Source organism: Tenacibaculum sp. MAR_2010_89 (assembly GCF_900105985.1).
GTDB lineage: Bacteria > Bacteroidota > Bacteroidia > Flavobacteriales > Flavobacteriaceae > Polaribacter > Polaribacter halocynthiae.
Window position 1 is genome coordinate 68908 of the sequence record NZ_FNUB01000004.1, and the last position, 19110, is coordinate 88017.

The 19110-nt window shown below is 27.9% G+C and carries 19 protein-coding genes; 12 read left to right on the top strand and 7 right to left on the bottom strand.

The features are described 5' to 3' along the window. Positions 1 to 40: 40 nt before the first annotated feature. From BLV71_RS01130 to BLV71_RS01140, 3 genes are read right to left on the bottom strand one after another with little or no spacing between them, the layout of a single operon-like run. Positions 41 to 547 carry a hypothetical protein gene (locus BLV71_RS01130; RefSeq protein WP_093868763.1) on the bottom strand — a complete coding sequence of 169 codons (507 nt, stop codon included), beginning with the start codon at positions 545 to 547 and terminating at the stop codon, positions 41 to 43. After that, positions 548 to 844, bottom strand: a complete 297-nt coding sequence (locus BLV71_RS01135) for a DciA family protein (RefSeq protein ID WP_093868764.1) — start codon at positions 842 to 844, stop codon at positions 548 to 550. A 17-nt stretch (positions 845 to 861) separates the two neighbouring features. Further along, on the bottom strand, positions 862 to 1941 hold the full coding sequence (locus BLV71_RS01140; protein ID WP_093868765.1) for a DNA replication/repair protein RecF: 1080 nt from the start codon (positions 1939 to 1941) through the stop codon (positions 862 to 864). 113 nt (positions 1942 to 2054) lie between these two features. On the opposite strand from BLV71_RS01140, the gene BLV71_RS01145 reads away from it, so the two are divergent. The 9 genes from BLV71_RS01145 to BLV71_RS01180 all read left to right on the top strand — a co-directional run bounded on the left by BLV71_RS01145 (position 2055) and on the right by BLV71_RS01180 (position 9739). Beyond that, positions 2055 to 2837, top strand: coding sequence for a tetratricopeptide repeat protein (locus tag BLV71_RS01145; RefSeq protein ID WP_093868766.1), 783 nt, complete (start codon positions 2055 to 2057; stop codon positions 2835 to 2837). Between the two features lie 63 nt (positions 2838 to 2900). Then, positions 2901 to 3407, top strand: a complete 507-nt coding sequence (gene ribH, locus BLV71_RS01150) for a 6,7-dimethyl-8-ribityllumazine synthase (RefSeq protein WP_093868767.1) — start codon at positions 2901 to 2903, stop codon at positions 3405 to 3407. Positions 3408 to 3611: 204 nt separating this feature from the next. Next, on the top strand, positions 3612 to 3896 hold the full coding sequence (locus BLV71_RS01155) for a riboflavin synthase subunit beta (RefSeq protein WP_093868768.1): 285 nt from the start codon (positions 3612 to 3614) through the stop codon (positions 3894 to 3896). Next, on the top strand, positions 3896 to 5764 hold the full coding sequence (mutL, locus tag BLV71_RS01160; RefSeq protein WP_093868769.1) for a DNA mismatch repair endonuclease MutL: 1869 nt from the start codon (positions 3896 to 3898) through the stop codon (positions 5762 to 5764). Before BLV71_RS01155 ends, mutL begins: the two co-directional genes overlap by 1 nt. An 84-nt stretch (positions 5765 to 5848) precedes the next feature. Continuing rightward, positions 5849 to 6574, top strand: coding sequence for a rhomboid family intramembrane serine protease (locus tag BLV71_RS01165; RefSeq protein WP_093868770.1), 726 nt, complete (start codon positions 5849 to 5851; stop codon positions 6572 to 6574). Positions 6575 to 6603: 29 nt separating this feature from the next. Beyond that, a complete protein-coding gene (locus tag BLV71_RS01170) occupies positions 6604 to 7464 on the top strand; it encodes a rhomboid family intramembrane serine protease (RefSeq protein WP_093868771.1) in 861 nt (286 codons plus the stop codon). A gap of 65 nt (positions 7465 to 7529) precedes the next feature. Next, complete coding sequence (locus tag BLV71_RS01175) at positions 7530 to 8276, top strand: endonuclease/exonuclease/phosphatase family protein (protein ID WP_255405071.1); 747 nt, start codon at positions 7530 to 7532, stop codon at positions 8274 to 8276. Between the two features lie 31 nt (positions 8277 to 8307). Beyond that, positions 8308 to 8544 (top strand): endonuclease/exonuclease/phosphatase family protein, encoded by a 237-nt coding sequence (locus BLV71_RS18790; RefSeq protein ID WP_255405072.1) that lies wholly within the window; start codon positions 8308 to 8310, stop codon positions 8542 to 8544. Positions 8545 to 8599: 55 nt separating this feature from the next. Then, positions 8600 to 9739 (top strand): geranylgeranyl reductase family protein, encoded by a 1140-nt coding sequence (locus BLV71_RS01180; RefSeq protein WP_093868772.1) that lies wholly within the window; start codon positions 8600 to 8602, stop codon positions 9737 to 9739. A gap of 181 nt (positions 9740 to 9920) precedes the next feature. Here the strand turns inward: BLV71_RS01180 and BLV71_RS01185 are convergent, their stop codons facing one another. From BLV71_RS01185 to BLV71_RS01195, 3 genes are all read right to left on the bottom strand, one after another. Beyond that, on the bottom strand, positions 9921 to 10796 hold the full coding sequence (locus BLV71_RS01185) for a coiled-coil domain-containing protein (protein ID WP_093868773.1): 876 nt from the start codon (positions 10794 to 10796) through the stop codon (positions 9921 to 9923). A 461-nt stretch (positions 10797 to 11257) separates the two neighbouring features. Continuing rightward, on the bottom strand, positions 11258 to 12997 hold the full coding sequence (locus BLV71_RS01190) for an amidohydrolase family protein (RefSeq protein WP_093868774.1): 1740 nt from the start codon (positions 12995 to 12997) through the stop codon (positions 11258 to 11260). 162 nt (positions 12998 to 13159) lie between these two features. After that, a complete protein-coding gene (locus tag BLV71_RS01195; RefSeq protein WP_093868775.1) occupies positions 13160 to 15136 on the bottom strand; it encodes a T9SS type A sorting domain-containing protein in 1977 nt (658 codons plus the stop codon). A 308-nt stretch (positions 15137 to 15444) separates the two neighbouring features. Here BLV71_RS01195 and BLV71_RS01200 point away from each other — a divergent pair, with 308 nt between their 5' ends. Both BLV71_RS01200 and BLV71_RS01205 read left to right on the top strand, forming a co-directional pair. Beyond that, positions 15445 to 16272 carry an FRG domain-containing protein gene (locus BLV71_RS01200; protein ID WP_093868776.1) on the top strand — a complete coding sequence of 276 codons (828 nt, stop codon included), beginning with the start codon at positions 15445 to 15447 and terminating at the stop codon, positions 16270 to 16272. Between the two features lie 80 nt (positions 16273 to 16352). Next, positions 16353 to 16892 carry a TPM domain-containing protein gene (locus tag BLV71_RS01205; protein ID WP_093868777.1) on the top strand — a complete coding sequence of 180 codons (540 nt, stop codon included), beginning with the start codon at positions 16353 to 16355 and terminating at the stop codon, positions 16890 to 16892. A 16-nt stretch (positions 16893 to 16908) separates the two neighbouring features. Here the strand turns inward: BLV71_RS01205 and BLV71_RS01210 are convergent, their stop codons facing one another. Further along, positions 16909 to 18540 carry an ABC-F family ATP-binding cassette domain-containing protein gene (locus BLV71_RS01210; protein WP_093868778.1) on the bottom strand — a complete coding sequence of 544 codons (1632 nt, stop codon included), beginning with the start codon at positions 18538 to 18540 and terminating at the stop codon, positions 16909 to 16911. 305 nt (positions 18541 to 18845) lie between these two features. On the opposite strand from BLV71_RS01210, the gene BLV71_RS01215 reads away from it, so the two are divergent. Beyond that, entirely contained in the window at positions 18846 to 19097 is a 252-nt protein-coding gene (locus tag BLV71_RS01215) for a hypothetical protein (RefSeq protein ID WP_093868779.1), read from the top strand. Positions 19098 to 19110: the final 13 nt, after the last annotated feature.

The following is a 19110-nucleotide window of genomic DNA, read 5'->3' on the forward strand; positions in this document are numbered from 1 at the left end:
AAACTCGCTACAAATATGTAGCGAGTTTTTTTATTTAGTGTTAAATTAATTCATTTTCTATAAATTTCTTTACCTTTTTATGTTGTGTTTTTTTATTTTTCTTTTGAAAATCATCTTCTAATATAAATTTGGGAATCCCATAAAAATAATGTTTCTCTATAAACGGGAGCATCTCATTCAATTTAGTTATATAAATTTTTCCATTTTCAAATTCCCATACTCCTTGTGGTGGAAAATAGTGAACTCTATATTTTATTTTATTAATTTCAATAGTATCAAGAACAATAAACTCTTCTTCAACCATACCTTCTACCAAGAAAGTTAATATCATAACACCAAAAGAAATTATTATTGAAAAATACTTTAAAGTTCTATTAACTAATGATGATTTCTTCCAATTTATTATGGTTAAAATTATTATGATTACTGATACTAAAATTGCAAAGAAAACATCACTATAAAAACCTGTTAAAGAAAAAATTGTATAATTAATAACACCTACATAAAAAATCAATATTAGTATTAAAAATGTTACTATTTTATTCATTTAAACCAACATCAACTTCTTTACTAAATCTTCTCCCATTTCTTCATTAATCATTCTTATTATTTTGTCTTTACCGTAACTCAATTCTTCTCTTAATACAGAAGATTTTAAACGTACAATTAACGTTCCATTCTGTAATTTCACGCCATCTGTATAAGAAGCTACACCAGTTCCCATTAACTTTGCCCATGCTTCTTCAATATGAATTTTTTGAAACCCTTTATTTAAATTATTTTCTTTAATAAAACTTCCCATTAAGTCTTTTACTGAAAAACTATCATTCTCTCTTTTTGCCATCTCTTAATTTTTTAATATTAAAGTTTAAATATTTGGTATTCTTTATTACTTTTTTTAATTACATTTTCAGTTCTATCAGCATGAGTATCAGTAATAAAAATCTGACCAAACTCATCATCATTAACTAAATCAACAATTTGACCAACTCTATTTTCATCCAACTTATCAAAAATATCATCTAATAATAAAATTGGTACCACATTGGCTTGTTGTTTTATAAATTCAAACTGTGCTAATTTTAATGCTATTAAATATGATTTTTGTTGCCCTTGAGATCCAAATTTTTTAATTGGATACTCTTCTATTACAAAACTTAAATCATCTTTATGAATTCCAACTGTTGTGTACTGTATCATTCTATCTTTTTCCAAACTTTGTGCTAATAAGTCTTCAAAAGAAGTATCGTTCAACTGACTTTTATAGAATAAATCTACTTTTTCATTAGCTCCAGAAATTATTAAGTGCTTTGCATTAAAGATAGGTACAAATTCTTCTAAAAACAATTTTCTTTTTTTATGAATCACAGATCCATACTGTATTAACTGTTCATCATATACTTTCAAATTTAATGCGTCAAATGTTCTATTCGCAGCAAAATATTTTAATAGCGCATTACGCTGTACAAGTACTTTATTATAAGATATTAAGTTGTGTAAATATTCTTTGTCTTGTTGAGAGATAACACCATCAATAAACTTTCTTCTTGTATCACTTCCTTCAGTAATCAAATCTCTATCTGCTGGTGATATTATTACCAATGGTAATTGACCAATGTGTTCAGAAAATTTATCGTACGCCTTTCCATTCCTCTTTAAAACTTTTTTTTGACCTCTTTTTAATGAGCAAATAATTTTTTCAACTCTTTCATTTAATAAATAATCTCCTTCAATCATAAAAAAATCTTCACCATGTCTAATATTTTGCCCAGCTACAGAATTGAAATAACTTTTAGCAAAAGATAAATAGTATATAGCATCTAACACATTTGTTTTACCAATACCATTGTTACCTACAAAACAATTTATCTTCTTTTGAAAATTAAATGTTTGTACTTCAATATTTTTAAAATTAACCAATGAAATTTTCTGCAAATACATGTAAAAAAGGTGTTTCTAAAAAGGTAGCGCAAATTATTGAAAATTTACGAAAAATCGATTTTTAAAATCCAATTAAAAAAACTATTTTTGTCGGCACTAATTTTTAAGCAATTATGGCTACATATAAGAAAAGAGGTTATAAACCTAAAAAAGAAAAGATTGTAAAGGAAGTAGAAGAAACTTTTGACGAAACACAAAGTACTACTGCTGAAGTCTTTAATAATTTAGATGAAGCCGCTAATAAATCTGAGCAATGGATTGAAAACAACAGCAAACCTTTGTTTTATGGTTTAGTAGCAGTTGCTGCTTTAATTTTAATATACTTAGGATATAATAAATTTATTGCTGAACCTACTGAAAAAGAGGCTTCAAATGAATTAGCATACCCTAGAACATTTTTTGATAAGGCTGCTACTTCTAGTGGAAAAGTTGCAGATTCTTTATACAACTTAGCGTTAACTGGTGGTGATGGAAAATATGGTTTTCCTGATATTGCAGAAACATTTAGTGGTACTAAAGCTGGAAATGTAGCAAATTATTATGCTGGTATTTCATATTTAAAAATGAAAAAATACGAAGAGGCTATCGAGTATTTAAGTAATTTTTCTTCTGATGATGAATTATTAGGCCCTACTGCTTTAGGAGCTATTGGAGATGCTTTTGCAGATATCAACCAAGCTGAAGACGCTTTAGAATACTATGAAAAAGCTGCTACTAAAAAAGATAATGAATTCACAGCACCTTTATTTTTATTCAAAGCAGGTCAAACTGCTATGAGTTTAAAAAAGTATAGTGTAGCTGAAAAACATTTTTCTCTTATTAAAGAAAAGTATTCTAATACTGATCAAGGAAGAGATATTGAAAAATACATTAACAGTGCTAAATACGCACAATAATTAAAAAAAATCTGCCATTACCAATTAATATTACTTTTAATTAGTAATAGCAAAAAATAAAATATGGCAACAACAAATTTATCACATTACGATAAAGCTTCAATCCCAAACGCGAAATCATTTCGGTTTGGGATTGTTGTTTCTGAATGGAATCCAGAAATAACAGGCAGCATGCATCAAGGAGCAATTGAAACTTTTCTTGATTGTGGAGCAGAAAAAGAAAATATTATTTCATGGGAAGTTCCAGGAAGTTTTGAATTAGTATATGGTTGTAAAAAAATGATTGAATCTCAAAAACTTGATGCAATCATAGCTATTGGAAATGTAATTCAAGGAGAAACTAAACATTTTGATTTTGTTTGTGAAGGTGTAACTCAAGGAATAGTAGATTTAAACATTAAATACGATGTTCCTGTAATATTCTGTGTTTTGACAGATAATACCAGACAGCAATCTATTGAAAGATCTGGAGGAAAACTAGGTAACAAAGGTATTGAATGTGCAGTTGCGGCTATTAAAATGGCTGCTATTAAAAATCAAGAAAGAAAATCTAGTTCATTAGGTTTTTAATTTTACAAGCTCAAAAAGTATTTACAAGCCAAAAGAAAAATAATTATTTTTCTTTTGGCTTTTTCATGACCGATAAATACCATTGCTTATCACATACTATTTTATCAACATTGTTTGAACACCAATCTTTAATTCAGTAACTTTGATTTTTTACTTTTTATGGTGTGATTTTTGCAGAAACTCATCTAAAAAACAACAATTTTTATGGGATTTATTAAAAGAGAAAATAAAAAATTCGATTATACGCCTCGTTATTACAAAGGAGATGGAAATCCGTATGAAGTTAAACATAAATTTGATGAATTTCGTACTACGGTAGGAAAGAGAAAAAGTTTAAAAGGAAAGTTAAATTCAGCTATTGATGAATTTAAAAATTCTAAGAACGGAGGACTTAACAGTACTATAATTATTATTATAGCTGTTCTTGTGTTGTTCTTTTTATTTATAATTGATTTTGACTTATCCATATTTTTATCAAAAGATAATTAATGTCTGATATAATACAACTATTACCCGATCATGTAGCAAATCAAATTGCTGCAGGCGAAGTGGTACAACGACCTGCTTCTGTTGTTAAAGAATTATTAGAAAATGCTATTGATGCTGGTGCTACTTCTATAAAGTTGCTTTTAAAAGACGCTGGTAAAACGCTTATTCAAGTAATTGATGACGGAAAAGGCATGAGTACTACTGATGCTCGTTTATCGTTTGAACGCCATGCTACCTCTAAAATAAAAGACGCTCAAGATTTATTTAACTTAAATACCAAGGGATTTCGAGGAGAAGCCTTAGCTTCTATTGCTGCAATTGCGCATGTTGAGTTAAAAACAAAACAAGAAGATGAAGAGTTAGGTACACAAATAAAAATTGAAGGAAGTAAAATTACTTCTCAAGACACTATTTCAACAGCAAAAGGTACTAGTTTAGCTGTTAAAAATTTATTTTATAACATCCCTGCTCGACGTAATTTTTTGAAATCTGACACTATTGAAACTCGACATATTGTTGACGAATTTCAACGTGTAGCTTTAGCACATCCTGATATTACTTTTTTATTACATCATAATAATAATGAAGTATATCATCTTAAAAAAAGTAACCTACGCAAACGTATTGTTGCTATTTTTAGTCCAAAGATGAATGAAAAACTGGTTCCTATCCAAGAACATACAGACATCATTACTATTACTGGTTTTGTAGCTAAACCTGAATTTTCTAAGAAAAAAAGAGGAGAACAATTCTTTTTTGTTAATGATAGGTTTATTAAAAGTTCTTACTTGAATCACGCTGTAGTAAATGCTTTTGAAGGTCTTTTAGAAAATGGATCACATCCTTCTTATTTTTTATATTTAGATGTACCTCCAAACAGCATTGATATTAACATTCACCCAACTAAAACAGAAATAAAGTTTGATAATGAAAAAGCTTTATATGCAATTTTACGAGCTACTATAAAACATAGTTTAGGTCAATATAATGTTGCTCCTGTATTAGATTTTGAAAGAGATGCTAATTTAGACACACCTTATGATTACAGTAAAAAAGGAACTCCTTCTGTTCCTCCAATAACTGTAGACCCTAATTTTAATCCTTTTAAAACAGAGACTCAGTACGAATCAACTCCAACTATTAATTCTGGTTCTTCAAGTAATACTTCTTCAAGTTCTACCCAAAGTTATCAGGCTAACTTTAAAAAAGACCCAGGTAATTGGGAGGCCTTATACACTAGTAATATTGAACCTCTAGATCCTGTACCTCAAGAACAACTTTTTGAATCTTATCAAGAAACTGAAACAGGTAAAACATTTCAAATTCAAAAAAAATATTTGTTAAGTTCAATAAAATCTGGAGTTGTTTTAATACATCAATCTTTAGCACATCAACGAATATTGTATGAAGAGTTTTTAGAAAACATTACCGTTAAAGAAGCTAGTAGTCAACAACTATTATTCCCAGTTAGTATTTCTTTTTCTACTTCTGATATTGAAATGATATATACCATAAAATCAGATTTAGAAAGTGCTGGTTTTATGTTTGATGAATTCACCAAGGAGAGTGTTGTAATTGGAGGAATACCAACCTCTATTACAGAAAGTCAAATTACACTTATATTGGAACAATTACTTGACGATATTAAGTTAGAAGTTCCAGACGCAAGTTTTAGTCATTTTGATGTTATGGCTAAGTCATTTGCTAAATCATTGGCTATAAAAACAGGAACTTTATTATCAACAAAGGAGCAAGAAAACTTAGTAAACGATTTATTTTCTTGTAAAGAACCTTCAGTTTCTCCTTTTGGTAAACCAATTTTTAAAACATTAACCTTACATGAAATTGATGCTATTTTTAACAAATAAATAATTTTTAAAATTAAAAAGAATAGTTAATTTTATATGCGTTCTTTATTTAAATGATTCAGAACACTTTAAAACTTTTTTAAGATGCCTAAATTAACAGATGCTATTAAGCATTTAATTATTATAAATGTAATCATGTTTGCAACTCCATTGCTATTAAAAATGGATTTAACAAATATTTTTGCACTACATCTACCAACAAATGAACACTTTGGTTTTTGGCAATATATTTCTAGTATGTTTATGCATGGTGGATCAATGCATTTAATATTCAACATGTATTCTTTATGGGCTTTCGGAACTCCGCTAGAGCAAATGTGGGGAAAAAACAAGTTTTTATTCTTTTATTTTTCAGCAGGACTTGGAGCAGGCTTAATATATACTTTTGTTAATTATTATCAATTTAATGATATTTATGAGCAATTAATTAGTCTTGGTCTTTCTTCTTCTGATATTCAACAAATTTTAGAATTTGGTAAATACAATGATGACATAATAACATTGTCTAATAAAACAATGAGTGAATTTTATTCTTTATATCATACACCCGCAGTAGGTGCCTCTGGAGCTATTTATGGAGTTTTAGTTGCTTTTGCTATCTCTTTTCCTGATGCTAAGCTAGCAATGATCTTTTTTCCTGTACCAATAGCTGCTAAATACTTTATTCCATTAATTATTTTAAGTGATTTATTTTTTGGATTAACTAAATACTCTGTTGGAAACATTGCTCACTTTGCACATATAGGAGGTGCTATTATTGGTTTTATAATCGCTTGGTATTGGAAAAAAAATCAATTTAAAATTCTTTAAATTTACCTATTAATTTTCGTTTATTAAAGATGGATGTATTAGAAAACATAAAGCATAGATTTAAACACGCAGGCATAGTCGAAAAACTAATTTACGTAAACCTTATCATCTATTTTGTTACATTGATGTTCGATGTTTTTAGTAAATGGTTTAAAACTGGTGAAAATATTATTGTAAAATGGTTTTCTCTTAATTCGAGTTTTGATGTATTTGTTTCACAACCTTGGACTATTTTTACTTACGGCTTTTTACATGCTAACTTCATTCATATTTTATTTAATTTAATTGCCCTGTTTTATATAGGTCATTTATTTAAACAATACTTCACTTCAAAACAACTTCTTAATTTCTATCTACTAGGGACAGTTTCTGGAGGTATATTGTTTTTATTAGGATATAATTATATCCCTCTTTTTAAAAATCAATTAGTACCTCTTGTTGGAGCATCGGCAGGTATTTCAGCTATTTTTATAGGAATAGCTAGTTATATACCAAATTATCAATTAAAAATTAGATTTATTGGATTCATACATTTGTGGAAACTAGCCCTTATATGGGTATTATTAGACTTAATACAATTATCAGGAAATAATGCGGGTGGTCATTTTGCACATTTAGGTGGATCTTTATTTGGTTTTATGTATGTAAAATATGCTAGTAATAAACAATTTAGTATCTTTAAGCCTTTTACCGATTTATTTAAAAGAAAAGAAAAACCTTTAAAAACTGTATATAAATCTGGTAAAAAACCAACGTACTCTACTGCAACAAAACGTAAATCTAAAACACAACAAGAAGTTGATCTGATTTTAGAAAAAATAAGTAAATCAGGATACGAAACACTTTCTAAAGAAGAAAAAGAGTTTTTGTTTAAACAAGGAAAGAACTAAATAACTCTTTATTAAGAATTCCCCAAAGAAATACTATAAGACCATAACTTTTAAAATTTATTTGTGTGAAAAAGCTTTCAATTATAAACCCTCTTTTACTTTTTATTAATTCGATATTAGCAACCGCTTTGTTATTATCTTATTTACTGCCTTACATTTCACCAAAAACAGTACCCGCATTAACCATTTTTAGCTTATTTGTACCTTTCCTTGTACTAACTAATTTAGGATTCCTTATTTACTGGTTAATTAAGCTTCATAAAAACACACTTTTATCAGCTTTTGTTTTACTTATAGGCTGGTTTGTAGCTCCGCCTCTTCTTAAATTTTCTAACAAGGAGATAGTTCTTACTAATGATTTAAAAGTAATGAGTTATAATGTAAGGATGTTTAATTATTACAAGTGGAATGATGATGTTACTACTGAACAAAAAATTTATGAGTTTATAAATAATGAATCTCCAGATGTTATTTCACTACAAGAGTTTTATCAATCAGATTTATTAGATATTAAACTTCCTTATAAATATATAAAAACAAAATCTGCTACTAATAAATTTGGTCTTGCTATTTATTCAAAACATCCAATTGTAAATTCGGGTTCTTTAAATTTTAAAAATAGCGCTAACAATACAATTTTTATTGATATTGTAAAAAACATGGATACCATACGTATATATAATGCACACCTCGAATCTTTAAAAATTAATCCTAATAAAGAAAATTTTGGAGAAAAGAGTTCTGAACGTTTATTCAAACGTTTATCTAACGGATTTAAAAAAACAGGTAAGTCAAACCGAAAGTATTATTAAACACGAATATAGCTGGAAAGGTAAAAAAATTATGTGCGGTGATTTTAATAATACTTCTTACTCATGGGTATATCGAAAATTATCAAAAAACAAAAAAGATGCTTTTATTGAAGGAGGTTTGGGTTCTGGAAAAACCTTTCGTTATATATACCCTATGCGAATTGACTTTATTTTAACAGACAAAAGTGCTGTTATAAATCAGTTTAAAACATACAATGACAATAAACTTTCTGACCACTACCCTATTATGAGTCGTTTAAATTGGTAATTTTAGTTCTTATTTTTAAAAATAATGTATTTTTGCCTGCACCAAATAAAAACATATGAAACATTACGATGTAGCTGTAATTGGTAGTGGCCCTTCAGGCGCTTCAACAGCTTTTCATTTAGCTAAAAAAGGAATTTCAACTGTTATTATAGAAAAAGAAACGTTACCACGTTATAAAACTTGTGGTGGTGGTTTTGTTTTTAGAGGACGTAAAAATTTACCTTTTGAGATTGACGAAGTAGTTGAAAAAGAATTTCATACTGTTGATATTTATTTAGGTGACAAACTACATTTTAAAACTCATAGAGAAGATCCAACTATTTCTATGATTATGCGTGACTCTTTTGATAATCTTATTACTCAAAAAGCAAAAGAATTTGGAGCTACTTTATTAGAAAATCACAAGTTAAAAGGATTATCTTTTGAAGGTAATCTAATCACTTTAGAAACATCACAAGGTAATATTACTGCTAATTTTGTAATTGCTGCTGATGGTGCTTTAAGCCCTACAGCTAAAATGGCTGGTTGGAAAGAAGATACTCGAAAATTAATTCCAGCTTTAGAGTATGAGGTTGAAGTTTCTGATGAAGATTTTGAACGTTTATCAAAAGAAGTTCGTTTTGATATTGATGCTATTCCTTATGGATACGCATGGAGTTTCCCTAAAAAAAATCATTTATCTATAGGAGTTGCTTCTGCTAGAAGAACTAAAATTAATTTAAAAAAGTTTTACCAAGAATATATGGAAACACTTGGTATTACAAATGTAATTAGTGAATCTCAACACGGGTTTCAAATTCCTGTATCTCCTCGTACTGATGGTTTTGTTAAAAACAATGTCTTTTTAATTGGAGATGCTGCAGGTTTTGCTGACCCTATAACCGCTGAAGGTATTTCTAATGCAATTTACAGTGGGAAATTAGCTGCTGAAGCTATTATTGAAAGTAATAAAAATAATGAGCTTGCTGGTAAATTATATATAGAAAAAATAGAAGAAAACTTATTACCAGAAATTAAAACTGGTTTATGGCTTTCTAAATGGTTTTACGAACAAAAAACAGTTAGAAATATTTTACTAAAAAAATTCGGTCAACAATTTAGTGAAGCAATGGCTGATGTGTTTCATGGTGACAGAAGTTATCCTAAAGACATTAAGAAAACAATTAAACAACGAATTAAGGATTTAGTATTCTAATTCTAAGTACCAAAAAATAATACCTTTTAAAAAAACGCTCTAAATGAATATTTAGAGCGTTTTTTATTAAATACTAAAACTCATATAAACATAAGTTTACTCTAATTAATAGTACTTACATAAAACAAAAAACACCATCAAAATGTTGATGGTGTTTTATTATATGAAACCTATTAAATTCTTAAGGGTTCTTCAATTTTTCAATTGCTGCCTTTTTCTCTTGAATTTCAGCTTTTATTTTATCTAATCTTTGGTTTATTTTAGAAACTATAGATGCTTTTCTATTTATTTCTTTTTGAGTAGCATTATCATCAGCTTTAACTTTAGCTAATTTAGCCTGTGCTCTTTTTAAACCTTCTTGACCACTTATTAAAATCTCTTCATTAACGATAATATCATCTTCTAACTCATTGATTTTATCACGATTCGCTTCAATTTTCTGATTTCTAATTGCTTCTTTTTGCTTAATTATTTTTTCTTTCTCTACTTTTATCTCACTATCAAGTCTATTTAACTTTTCAGCTTCTTTTAAAAGTTCTTCTTGCTCTTTACGATATTTCTCTTCTCTTTCTTTTCTTTCTCTTTCTAACTTTTCTCTTGCTATTTTTAACCTTTCTTGACGTTCAGCTAATTCTTTTTCGTTATTCAGAAATGCAGTTTTCTCAACTTTAGTTTTAACTTTAGCTACTTTTGTTACTCCTTTTTTAGCCGTTTTTTTCCCTAAATCTTCTTTATAATTAACTAAAGTTCTTTTTTGCTTCTTTATTTTTTTATCTAAAGTGTTTAATCTACTTTGAACATTAGCAAAAATTTTACGTTTTCTTTCAATTTCTTTTCGTGTAGATTTTTTAGTTTTTTCTGTATTTGAAAATCTTTTCTTGATTCTTTCTAAACCATCAATTCCACTTACTAACATTTCTTCGTTAACGCGAATCTCTTCTTCTAAATTTCCAATTTTTTTTCTAATTTCTTTTGATGTTTCTTGAGCAGTTGCTTGTTGTACATTTACGAAACTCAAAAAAGCAATTAAAGGGATAATGAACTTTAATATTCTCATTTTATTAAATTTAATTTAAATAACATTTACTTGAAATGCGACACATATTAGCAATTTTAGTCACATTTTTTCATTTAACTTTTGTGGGCACAAATGAAATAATATTATTTTACAATTCCTAATTATTTTAACACCAAAAAAAACAATCAACAATCTGTTATACATCTATTTAGTTAATGAAGCTATAAATGAAACACAAACTAAAAACCTTCAAAATTTAACACTTTTTTAGTCTTTTTATTTCGTTTTAACTCCTAGTATTTCTTATTGATTATCTTACTATTTTTTTTAATTACTGTATTTTAGTCTATTGTAATATATTTAGAGTTGATATTTTTACTTTAATGATAAAAAACACATTTGATTAATCATTAAAAAAGGGTTCTAGCAATTCAAATAACAAAAAAAAACAAGCCATAAATAAGGCTTGCTTTTATCTTTTATAAATAACTACTCTAAAGTTATTGAATAAAGTAAACTTTTTTAATTTTATTATTTTCTATGTGATATATAGCAACTGCTTCTAATATTCTATTTCCAAACTGAACACGCTCCTTATCTATTACAATATTTCCTTGACTAATTCTACTAACTAATTCACAATGTAAGTTCGGTGTGTTTTTAAACATTTGAGCATATCCTTTTCTCATTGTTTCTTTACCTTTATATTGTAATTTATTTGGATAATTATATACCTCAACATCATCTGCATATGGTTCTAAAAAGGCATCAATATCTCTTAAGTTATAAGCATTTAATTGCCTTTGTGCTAAATCAGCAGGAGTGGTTTGAAGTATTTTAGAAGGTGTAAAAACCTCTCCTTTGTTTATCACTTTATTAATCTTGGTTATATTCTCTATATTTTCAATTGGATTCGCATCTAATAAAATAAGGTTTGCTTTTTTTCCAACACTAACGGTTCCGAATTCTTTTTCTTTATTAAGAACTTTAGCACCATTTATAGTAGACGCAGTTATTAATTGCCAATTATTCATTCCACTTTTATGCATCGCTTTTAATTCTGCTAAATAAGAAGAAGCATGTAACGTTCCAATATTTCCTGCATCAGTTCCTGTAGCTATTAAAACTCCTGCATCAGACAACTTTTTAAGATTAGTCATCATTATTGACCTACTTTTTTTAGAGCGAGCAATACTTGCTTTGGAATTAACACTTTTCTTATAACGTTTTATAAGTAGAGTATCTGGTAAGTGTTTTAAATCAAGTAACGACCCTAATTGATCAGGATCTGCTTTTTCTAACTCATGATGACTCATTTTTATCTTTTGTCCTAATGTGTTCATATAACCATCATACACTACTAATGTTGGACAAAGAACTGTTTTCTTTTTTAACAATAACTGAACAAAATCATCTTTTAACTCTTCATCATCCACACTATGCACTAAAAAATCACATCCGTTTTCTACCGCCAACTGAGCCGTAATTCTTTGAGAAGCGTGAACTGCAACTTTCAAATTATTTTCATGAGCTTTATCTATAATTGCTTTTACTATTGGTAAATTTTTTCGCGCACTCTCTTCTTTTGAAAGTCCATCAGTACCAACTATATACCAAATTTTAATAAAATCAGGCTTGTATGCTAATTGTTCTTCTACCATTTTAACTCCATCTTCTTTAGTTTTTACTAAATTAAAAGGAGCATCGTTTTTTAAGTTTTTATAGGCTTTAGGTAAATATGTTGTTAACAAAGGTCCTGTCATATAAACAGAAGGACTCTTCTTATTTTCTTTATACTTATCTCTTGCTTTTAATAAATTATAAGTTGCTCCAACATCTATTACATTTGTAATCCCATTCTGTAAATATCGTTGCATTTTATTCTCCATTTTAGTGTGAGAATTTTTTATTTCTTTATGATAAGGCAAGTCTTTTCGCAAGTCTATTACATCTGGTCGTGTATAGAGTCCTCCACTTTGAAAAAAGTGGATATGAGCATCAGTTAATCCAGGAAATAAAAATTTTCCTGTTCCGTCTATTATTTTCCCTTTAGAAGGTATTTTTATTTTTTTACTAGATTTAATCGAAGTAATAATATCATCTGTAATTTCTACAGTTTGATTAGATACTAATCTTTGTTTTTCTACATCAACTATTGTAACATTTGTAATATAGGTTTGTGCACACAGTGGCACAGATGAAATTACTAGAGCCAACACTCTTAAAAACTTATTTTTCATATTATATTTTGTTTGATTAGGGTTACATACTTTTATAAGTACTGCTTTTTTTGTAATGTGTTACAGTTAACGAATATAAATATTAAAGTTCAAGAAAATTCATTTCTTCTATAAACACAAAAAACTCCAATTGGAGTTTTTTTATGTTATTTTGAATCGAACTTATTCTTTTAATACTTTTTTTAAAGCCACTTTACTATTGGTGTTTTCTATTTTTAATAAATAGATTCCACTAGGTAAATTTGTAAAATCAATAATCACTTCTTTACTTTTTATGAGCTCTTCTCCTAAGATGTTAAATACACTAATACTTTTAATTTTATCTACCTTAGAAAAATTAATAGACAACTTGTTATTTACTGGATTAGGAGCTATTAAAATTCTTTGAGTAAAAACATCATCAATATTAGCTGTAGCAGTACAAGTTTCACTGTAACTAGCTGTAGTATCTTTACACCAACCTCTGTAATTTGTTCCTGTATAACATGTAGGATAAGTAGCCTGTTTATTATCTACTTCAATACATATTAAGTTTGAATTATTATTAGCAAACATTGTTCTTATCCTACCATTATTACCATTCTTAACATTTAAATTCACTAATTTGTTATCTCCACAATTTAAATTTTGAATTAATTTATTATTAGAAACATCTAAACTGGTTAGTTGATTTTCCATACAATATAAACTAACTAAACTTGTAGTACCTTTTACTTCTAGAGTTGTTAATTGATTTTCATAACAAGATAATGCTTTTAATTTTTTATTACTAGAAACATTAAGAGTTTTCAGCCTGTTTTTATAACAGTATAAATTTATTAATTCTTTATTATTAGAAACATCTATACTTCTTAATTGGTTATTATAGCAAAATAGTTCAGTCAAAGCAGTATTATTTGCAACATTTAAGCTGCTTAAATAATTATCAGAACATACTAACTTTGTTAGTAACTTATTTTTTGAAACATCTAAATTTGTTATTAAATTTCGAAAGCATTGTAAATTGGTTAATTTTATATTCTTAGAAATATCTATACTTCTTAATTGATTTCCCCAACAAGTTAACCCCGTTAAATTAATAAAAGCTTCAATCCCTTTTAATGATCTAATGCTTCTAAAAGAACAATCAATTGTTTCTGTAAACCTCTCTGCTTCGGTTATTTGAATTTCGGAATCGCCATTTATATTAATACTAGTATTACTTAATAAGTATTTTTTAAAATTAGCATCAGAAATACTTACATTTTGAGATGCAGTATTACAATCTTCACTATAACTAGCTGTACTATCTATACACCAGCCAGCATTCCCATTTTTATTACAGCTAGGTTTTGTTGTATTTTTATCATCTACCTGAATACAGGTTAAATTTGGATTAATATCAGCCCACATAATCATGTTGCTATTGTTCCCATTTTTTAAATTTAAACTAGTTAACTTATTATCTGTACAATTTAACCAAGTTAATTTACTAGCATTAGAAACATCAATACTTTTTATATAATTTTTATTACACCATAATCTATCTAAAGCCTTGTTTTTTGAAACATCTAAACTAGTTAACTGATTATCAGAACATCTTAAAAAATACACTGCAATATTTTTTGAAACGTCAATATCAGTAAGCTCATTTCTCCAAAAACTTAATCCTTCTAATAAGGTGTTTTTTGAAACATCTAGGTTTGCAAGTTGATTTGTATTACAATCTAGCCAAGTAAGTTTTGTGTTTTTTGAAATATCTAAACTTCCTAATTTATTTATAGGGCATTTTAACCTATTTAATTCAGTAGCTCCAGAAACATTTAAACTCGTAAGTTTATTGTTATCACAATACAAGTTTTTTAAAGCTACATTTTTTGAAACATCTAAACTTGTTAATTGATTATTTGAACAGTTTAATTCTGTTAATGAAGTAAATGCTTCAATACCGGTTAGGTTAGTAATATTTTTATTCATACACCAAATAAGTCCATTATGGGCTTTCGCTTCACTCACTTGTATCTCATTATCTCCATTAGTGTTTATAGTTTTATTTCCTACCAAATATGCTTTAAAATTGGCATCAGGAATAGAAACGTTTTGAGCAGTTAAAAAAGAAGCATAGCAAAATACTACTACTAAAAAGTAATACTGTTTCATAGTTTTTTTTTAAAAATTTTGAGCAAAATTAATAAAATATTCATTGTTTACAAATTACCTAAATTAGCTTTTGAAGTTATTAAGTAACTTTCTTCGTTTTATATAAGATGAAGACATTCTTTGCAACTATTACAAAGTTAAAATTTCTTACACTTTTCAATATTTTTACAATAGGCCTTCTTACTAAACTTAAAAGTGATAATTTATTACTTGATGAAACTGTACTCTTAAGTTTCTCATTCGATTTGTAATTGCTTAAATTAGATGCTTAAACTTCGATGTAAATTATTTATAAATACCTAAACTAAATGGCAATAGGAAATATAGCAGATTTTGTAAAGGAATTACAGAATATTCCAAAAATGAAGAACTATGAGCTCTTTTTCAGAGGGCACTCTGATTTGAATTATGGTTTAGAACCAAGCATTTATAGAAATAAAAGATTAATATCTAATGAAAATAAACTGTTCAAAGAATTTATTTTAAGAACCCCTTCAGATTTTTTAAATGAGAAAAGTGCTTTAGAAAAACTAGTGAAAATGCAACACTATGGTTTACCCACACGACTGTTAGATATTACAACTAACCCGCTTGTTGCTTTATACTTTGCAAGCAGCAGTAAAGGAAAAAGAGATGGAAAAGTAGTTGCTTTTAAAGTACCTAAGAAAGATATCAAATATTACGACAGTGATACCGTAAGTGTTATTGCTAACATTGCTAAAAGACCTAGCTCTTTTTCAGTTGAGAAAATAAGGGATTTAAGTACTAAAGAGTTTAACGATGAAATAGGATACTTGATTCACGAAATTAAAGAAGAGAAATCTTACTTTCAATCAATAATCAATCCTGAAGACATTGAACGAGTTGTTGCTGTGAAAGTAAAACAGAGTAATAATAGGATAATTAAACAAAGTGGTGCTTTTTTAATATTTGGTATTGACGGACATAAAACCAAACCAGCTAAAATACCCAATGAATGGATATTAAATCTTGATTCAACAGGTGTAGATTTCAACATTAACAACGATAGTAAAGAAAATATAATCAACGAATTAAATGTATTAGGAATTAATGAGTCTACCTTGTTCCCTGAACTTGAAAATCAAGCAAAATACCTTAAGAAGTACTATGGGTAAACAATTAATAAACGAAACTAACTATTACAATTTTCAAGTTCTAATATCTTTTTATATAAATTAGCACAAAATGCTATACCATGAAAGCAGTTATTAAAATATGCGCCCTTTTATTAATTTTCAACTTACAGTCTTGTAAAAATCTAGTTCAAAATACTAAAAATCAACAATTAACGACTGTGTTTGATTTCTCAACCATTGAGAAATTTAGGAATTCTAAATCTAAAGGATTATTTATTAACGATTACGATAACCTATTTACTACTGTTCAAATAAACGAACTTTCAGATATTATTTATAACTATAATTTAAAAACAACACGACAAATAGTACTTGTAACCATTGACAATATTACCCCATATACTGATATTCAAAAATACGCTACCGATTTATCAAACTATTGGGGTGTTGGAACTTCTGAAAAAAATAATGGCCTTACAATCTTACTATGTAAATCTTGTAAAAAAATCACCATTGTAACTGGTACCGGTACTCAATTGATTTTAACTGATGAAATTTGTAAAAAAGTAATCGATGAAAAAATAATCCCTGAATTTAAACAAGGAAATTATTATACTGGTTTAAAAAATGGACTACTTGAATTAATTGATAAGTGGTAGATAAATAATTATACTACTACAAATCTATTTCTTTTAACGCCTTGATATTATTACGTTCCAAGAAAGCATCAATAGTTTCAAAGTGCTCAATAACACGTTGGTCTTTAAATTCAAATACTTTTTGTGATAATCCTTGTAAGAAATCACGGTCGTGAGATACTAGTATTAATGTTCCATCAAAATGCAACAATGCTTCTTTAATTACATCTTTTGAACGTAAATCTAAATGATTTGTAGGTTCATCTAAAATCAATACGTTTACAGGCTCTAACAATAACTTAACCATCGCCAAACGTATTTTTTCTCCTCCAGAAAGTACTTTTACTTTTTTATCAATATCCTCGCCACCAAACATAAAACGACCAAGAATATTTTTTATTTGTGTACGAACATCTCCTTCTGCAACCTCATCTACCGTTTGAAAAACAGTTAACTCAGGATCTAATAACGAAGCTTGATTTTGCGCAAAATATCCTACTTTAGCGTTATGTCCTAATCCACATTCTCCTTCAAAATCAATTTCTCCCATAATAGCTTTTATCATGGTTGACTTCCCTTCTCCATTTCTTCCAACAAAAGATACTTTCTCTCCACGTGCAATTGAAAAACTTGCTTCTTTAAATACTATTAAATCACCGTATTTTTTAGTTAAGTTCTCAACCTTTACTGGATAATCTCCAGAACGAGGAGATGGTGGAAAGCGTAATTTTAAAGAAGTTGTATCTACCTCATCTATTTCAATAGGAACAATTTTTTCTAACATTCGCTCACGTGATGCTACTTGATTCGTTTTTGAATAGGTTCCTTTAAAACGTTCTATGAACCCTTTAATATCAGCAATTGTTTTTTGTTGCTCTTGATACGCTTTTAACTGATGTGATCTACGTTCTTTCCGTAACTCTAAATAATGGGAATAATTAGCTTTATAGTCATGAACTGTCCCCATAGTAACCTCAATAGTTCTATTAGTAATATTATCAATAAATGCTTTATCATGTGATATTACTACAACTGCTTTCGCTTTATTCAATAAAAAGTTTTCCAACCAAATTACAGACTCAATATCCACATGGTTAGTAGGCTCATCTAATAAAATTAAATCAGGTTTTTGCAATAGTATTTTAGCTAATTCAATACGCATTCTCCAACCTCCACTAAATTCAGAAGTTAATCTTTCAAAATCATTTTGCTTAAAACCTAATCCTTTTAACGCTTTTTCAACCTCAGCCTCGTAGTTAACTTCTTCTAACGCATAATAACTTTCTCCTAAATCAGAAACACGCTCAATAATTTTCATGTACTCTTCCGATTCATAATCAGTACGTGTTTCTAACTGTTTATTTAGCGATTCCATTTCATTTTTCATTGCAAAAATTGCTTCAAAAGCTTTGGATGCTTCCTCACGTACTGTACATTTATCTTCCATTAATAAATGCTGGGGTAAATAGGCAATTACTGTATCTTTAGGACTTCTTACGGCTCCTTTAGTAGCTTTAGAAACTCCTGCTATAATTTTCATCATAGTAGATTTTCCTGCCCCATTTTTACCCATTAAGGCAATTTTGTCATTTTCATTAATAACAAAAGACACATCACTAAACAAAGCCTTTCCACTAAATTCAACTGTTAATTGATCTACAGTAATCATAAATTATTCATTTTGAATCGCGAAAATACTAATTTTGTTGGTGTCTATTTTGATTATTTAAATAGGTTTTTTATTAACTTAATTACTAGCTAATAAAATTTTGAGTTCCGTTTATACTGCTATTTAAATATATAAGCAAAACTAATTCGATCACTTACTTAATAAATGTTATTTATATCTATTTATTTTTATATTAGTTGTACCTTGTAACACATATAACTCTCTTATAAAGAAATATTTTTATCTGTTTTTAGTTATACATACTCAAAATCAGTGTTTTTAATACTTGCAAATTATTTCTTTAAATGATCAATTTATTTTTCCAAAACGCCGCAGCTGGTCTTCTTTATTCAGATGAATTATCTCTTGAAATTAATTCCATTTCTAGTCTTTCAAGTTTACGATTAGTATTGGAAATTTCTGTTATACGTTCTGAACCTCTATCTGCTAAAAACTCTCTTGTTTATTTTGTTATAAAAAACGACAAACTAAGCGGAAAAGTAAAACACCAGATTGTTACTCATTTTGAAAGCCATGATAGGTTCCGGTTTTATTAACTAAGTTTTCCTT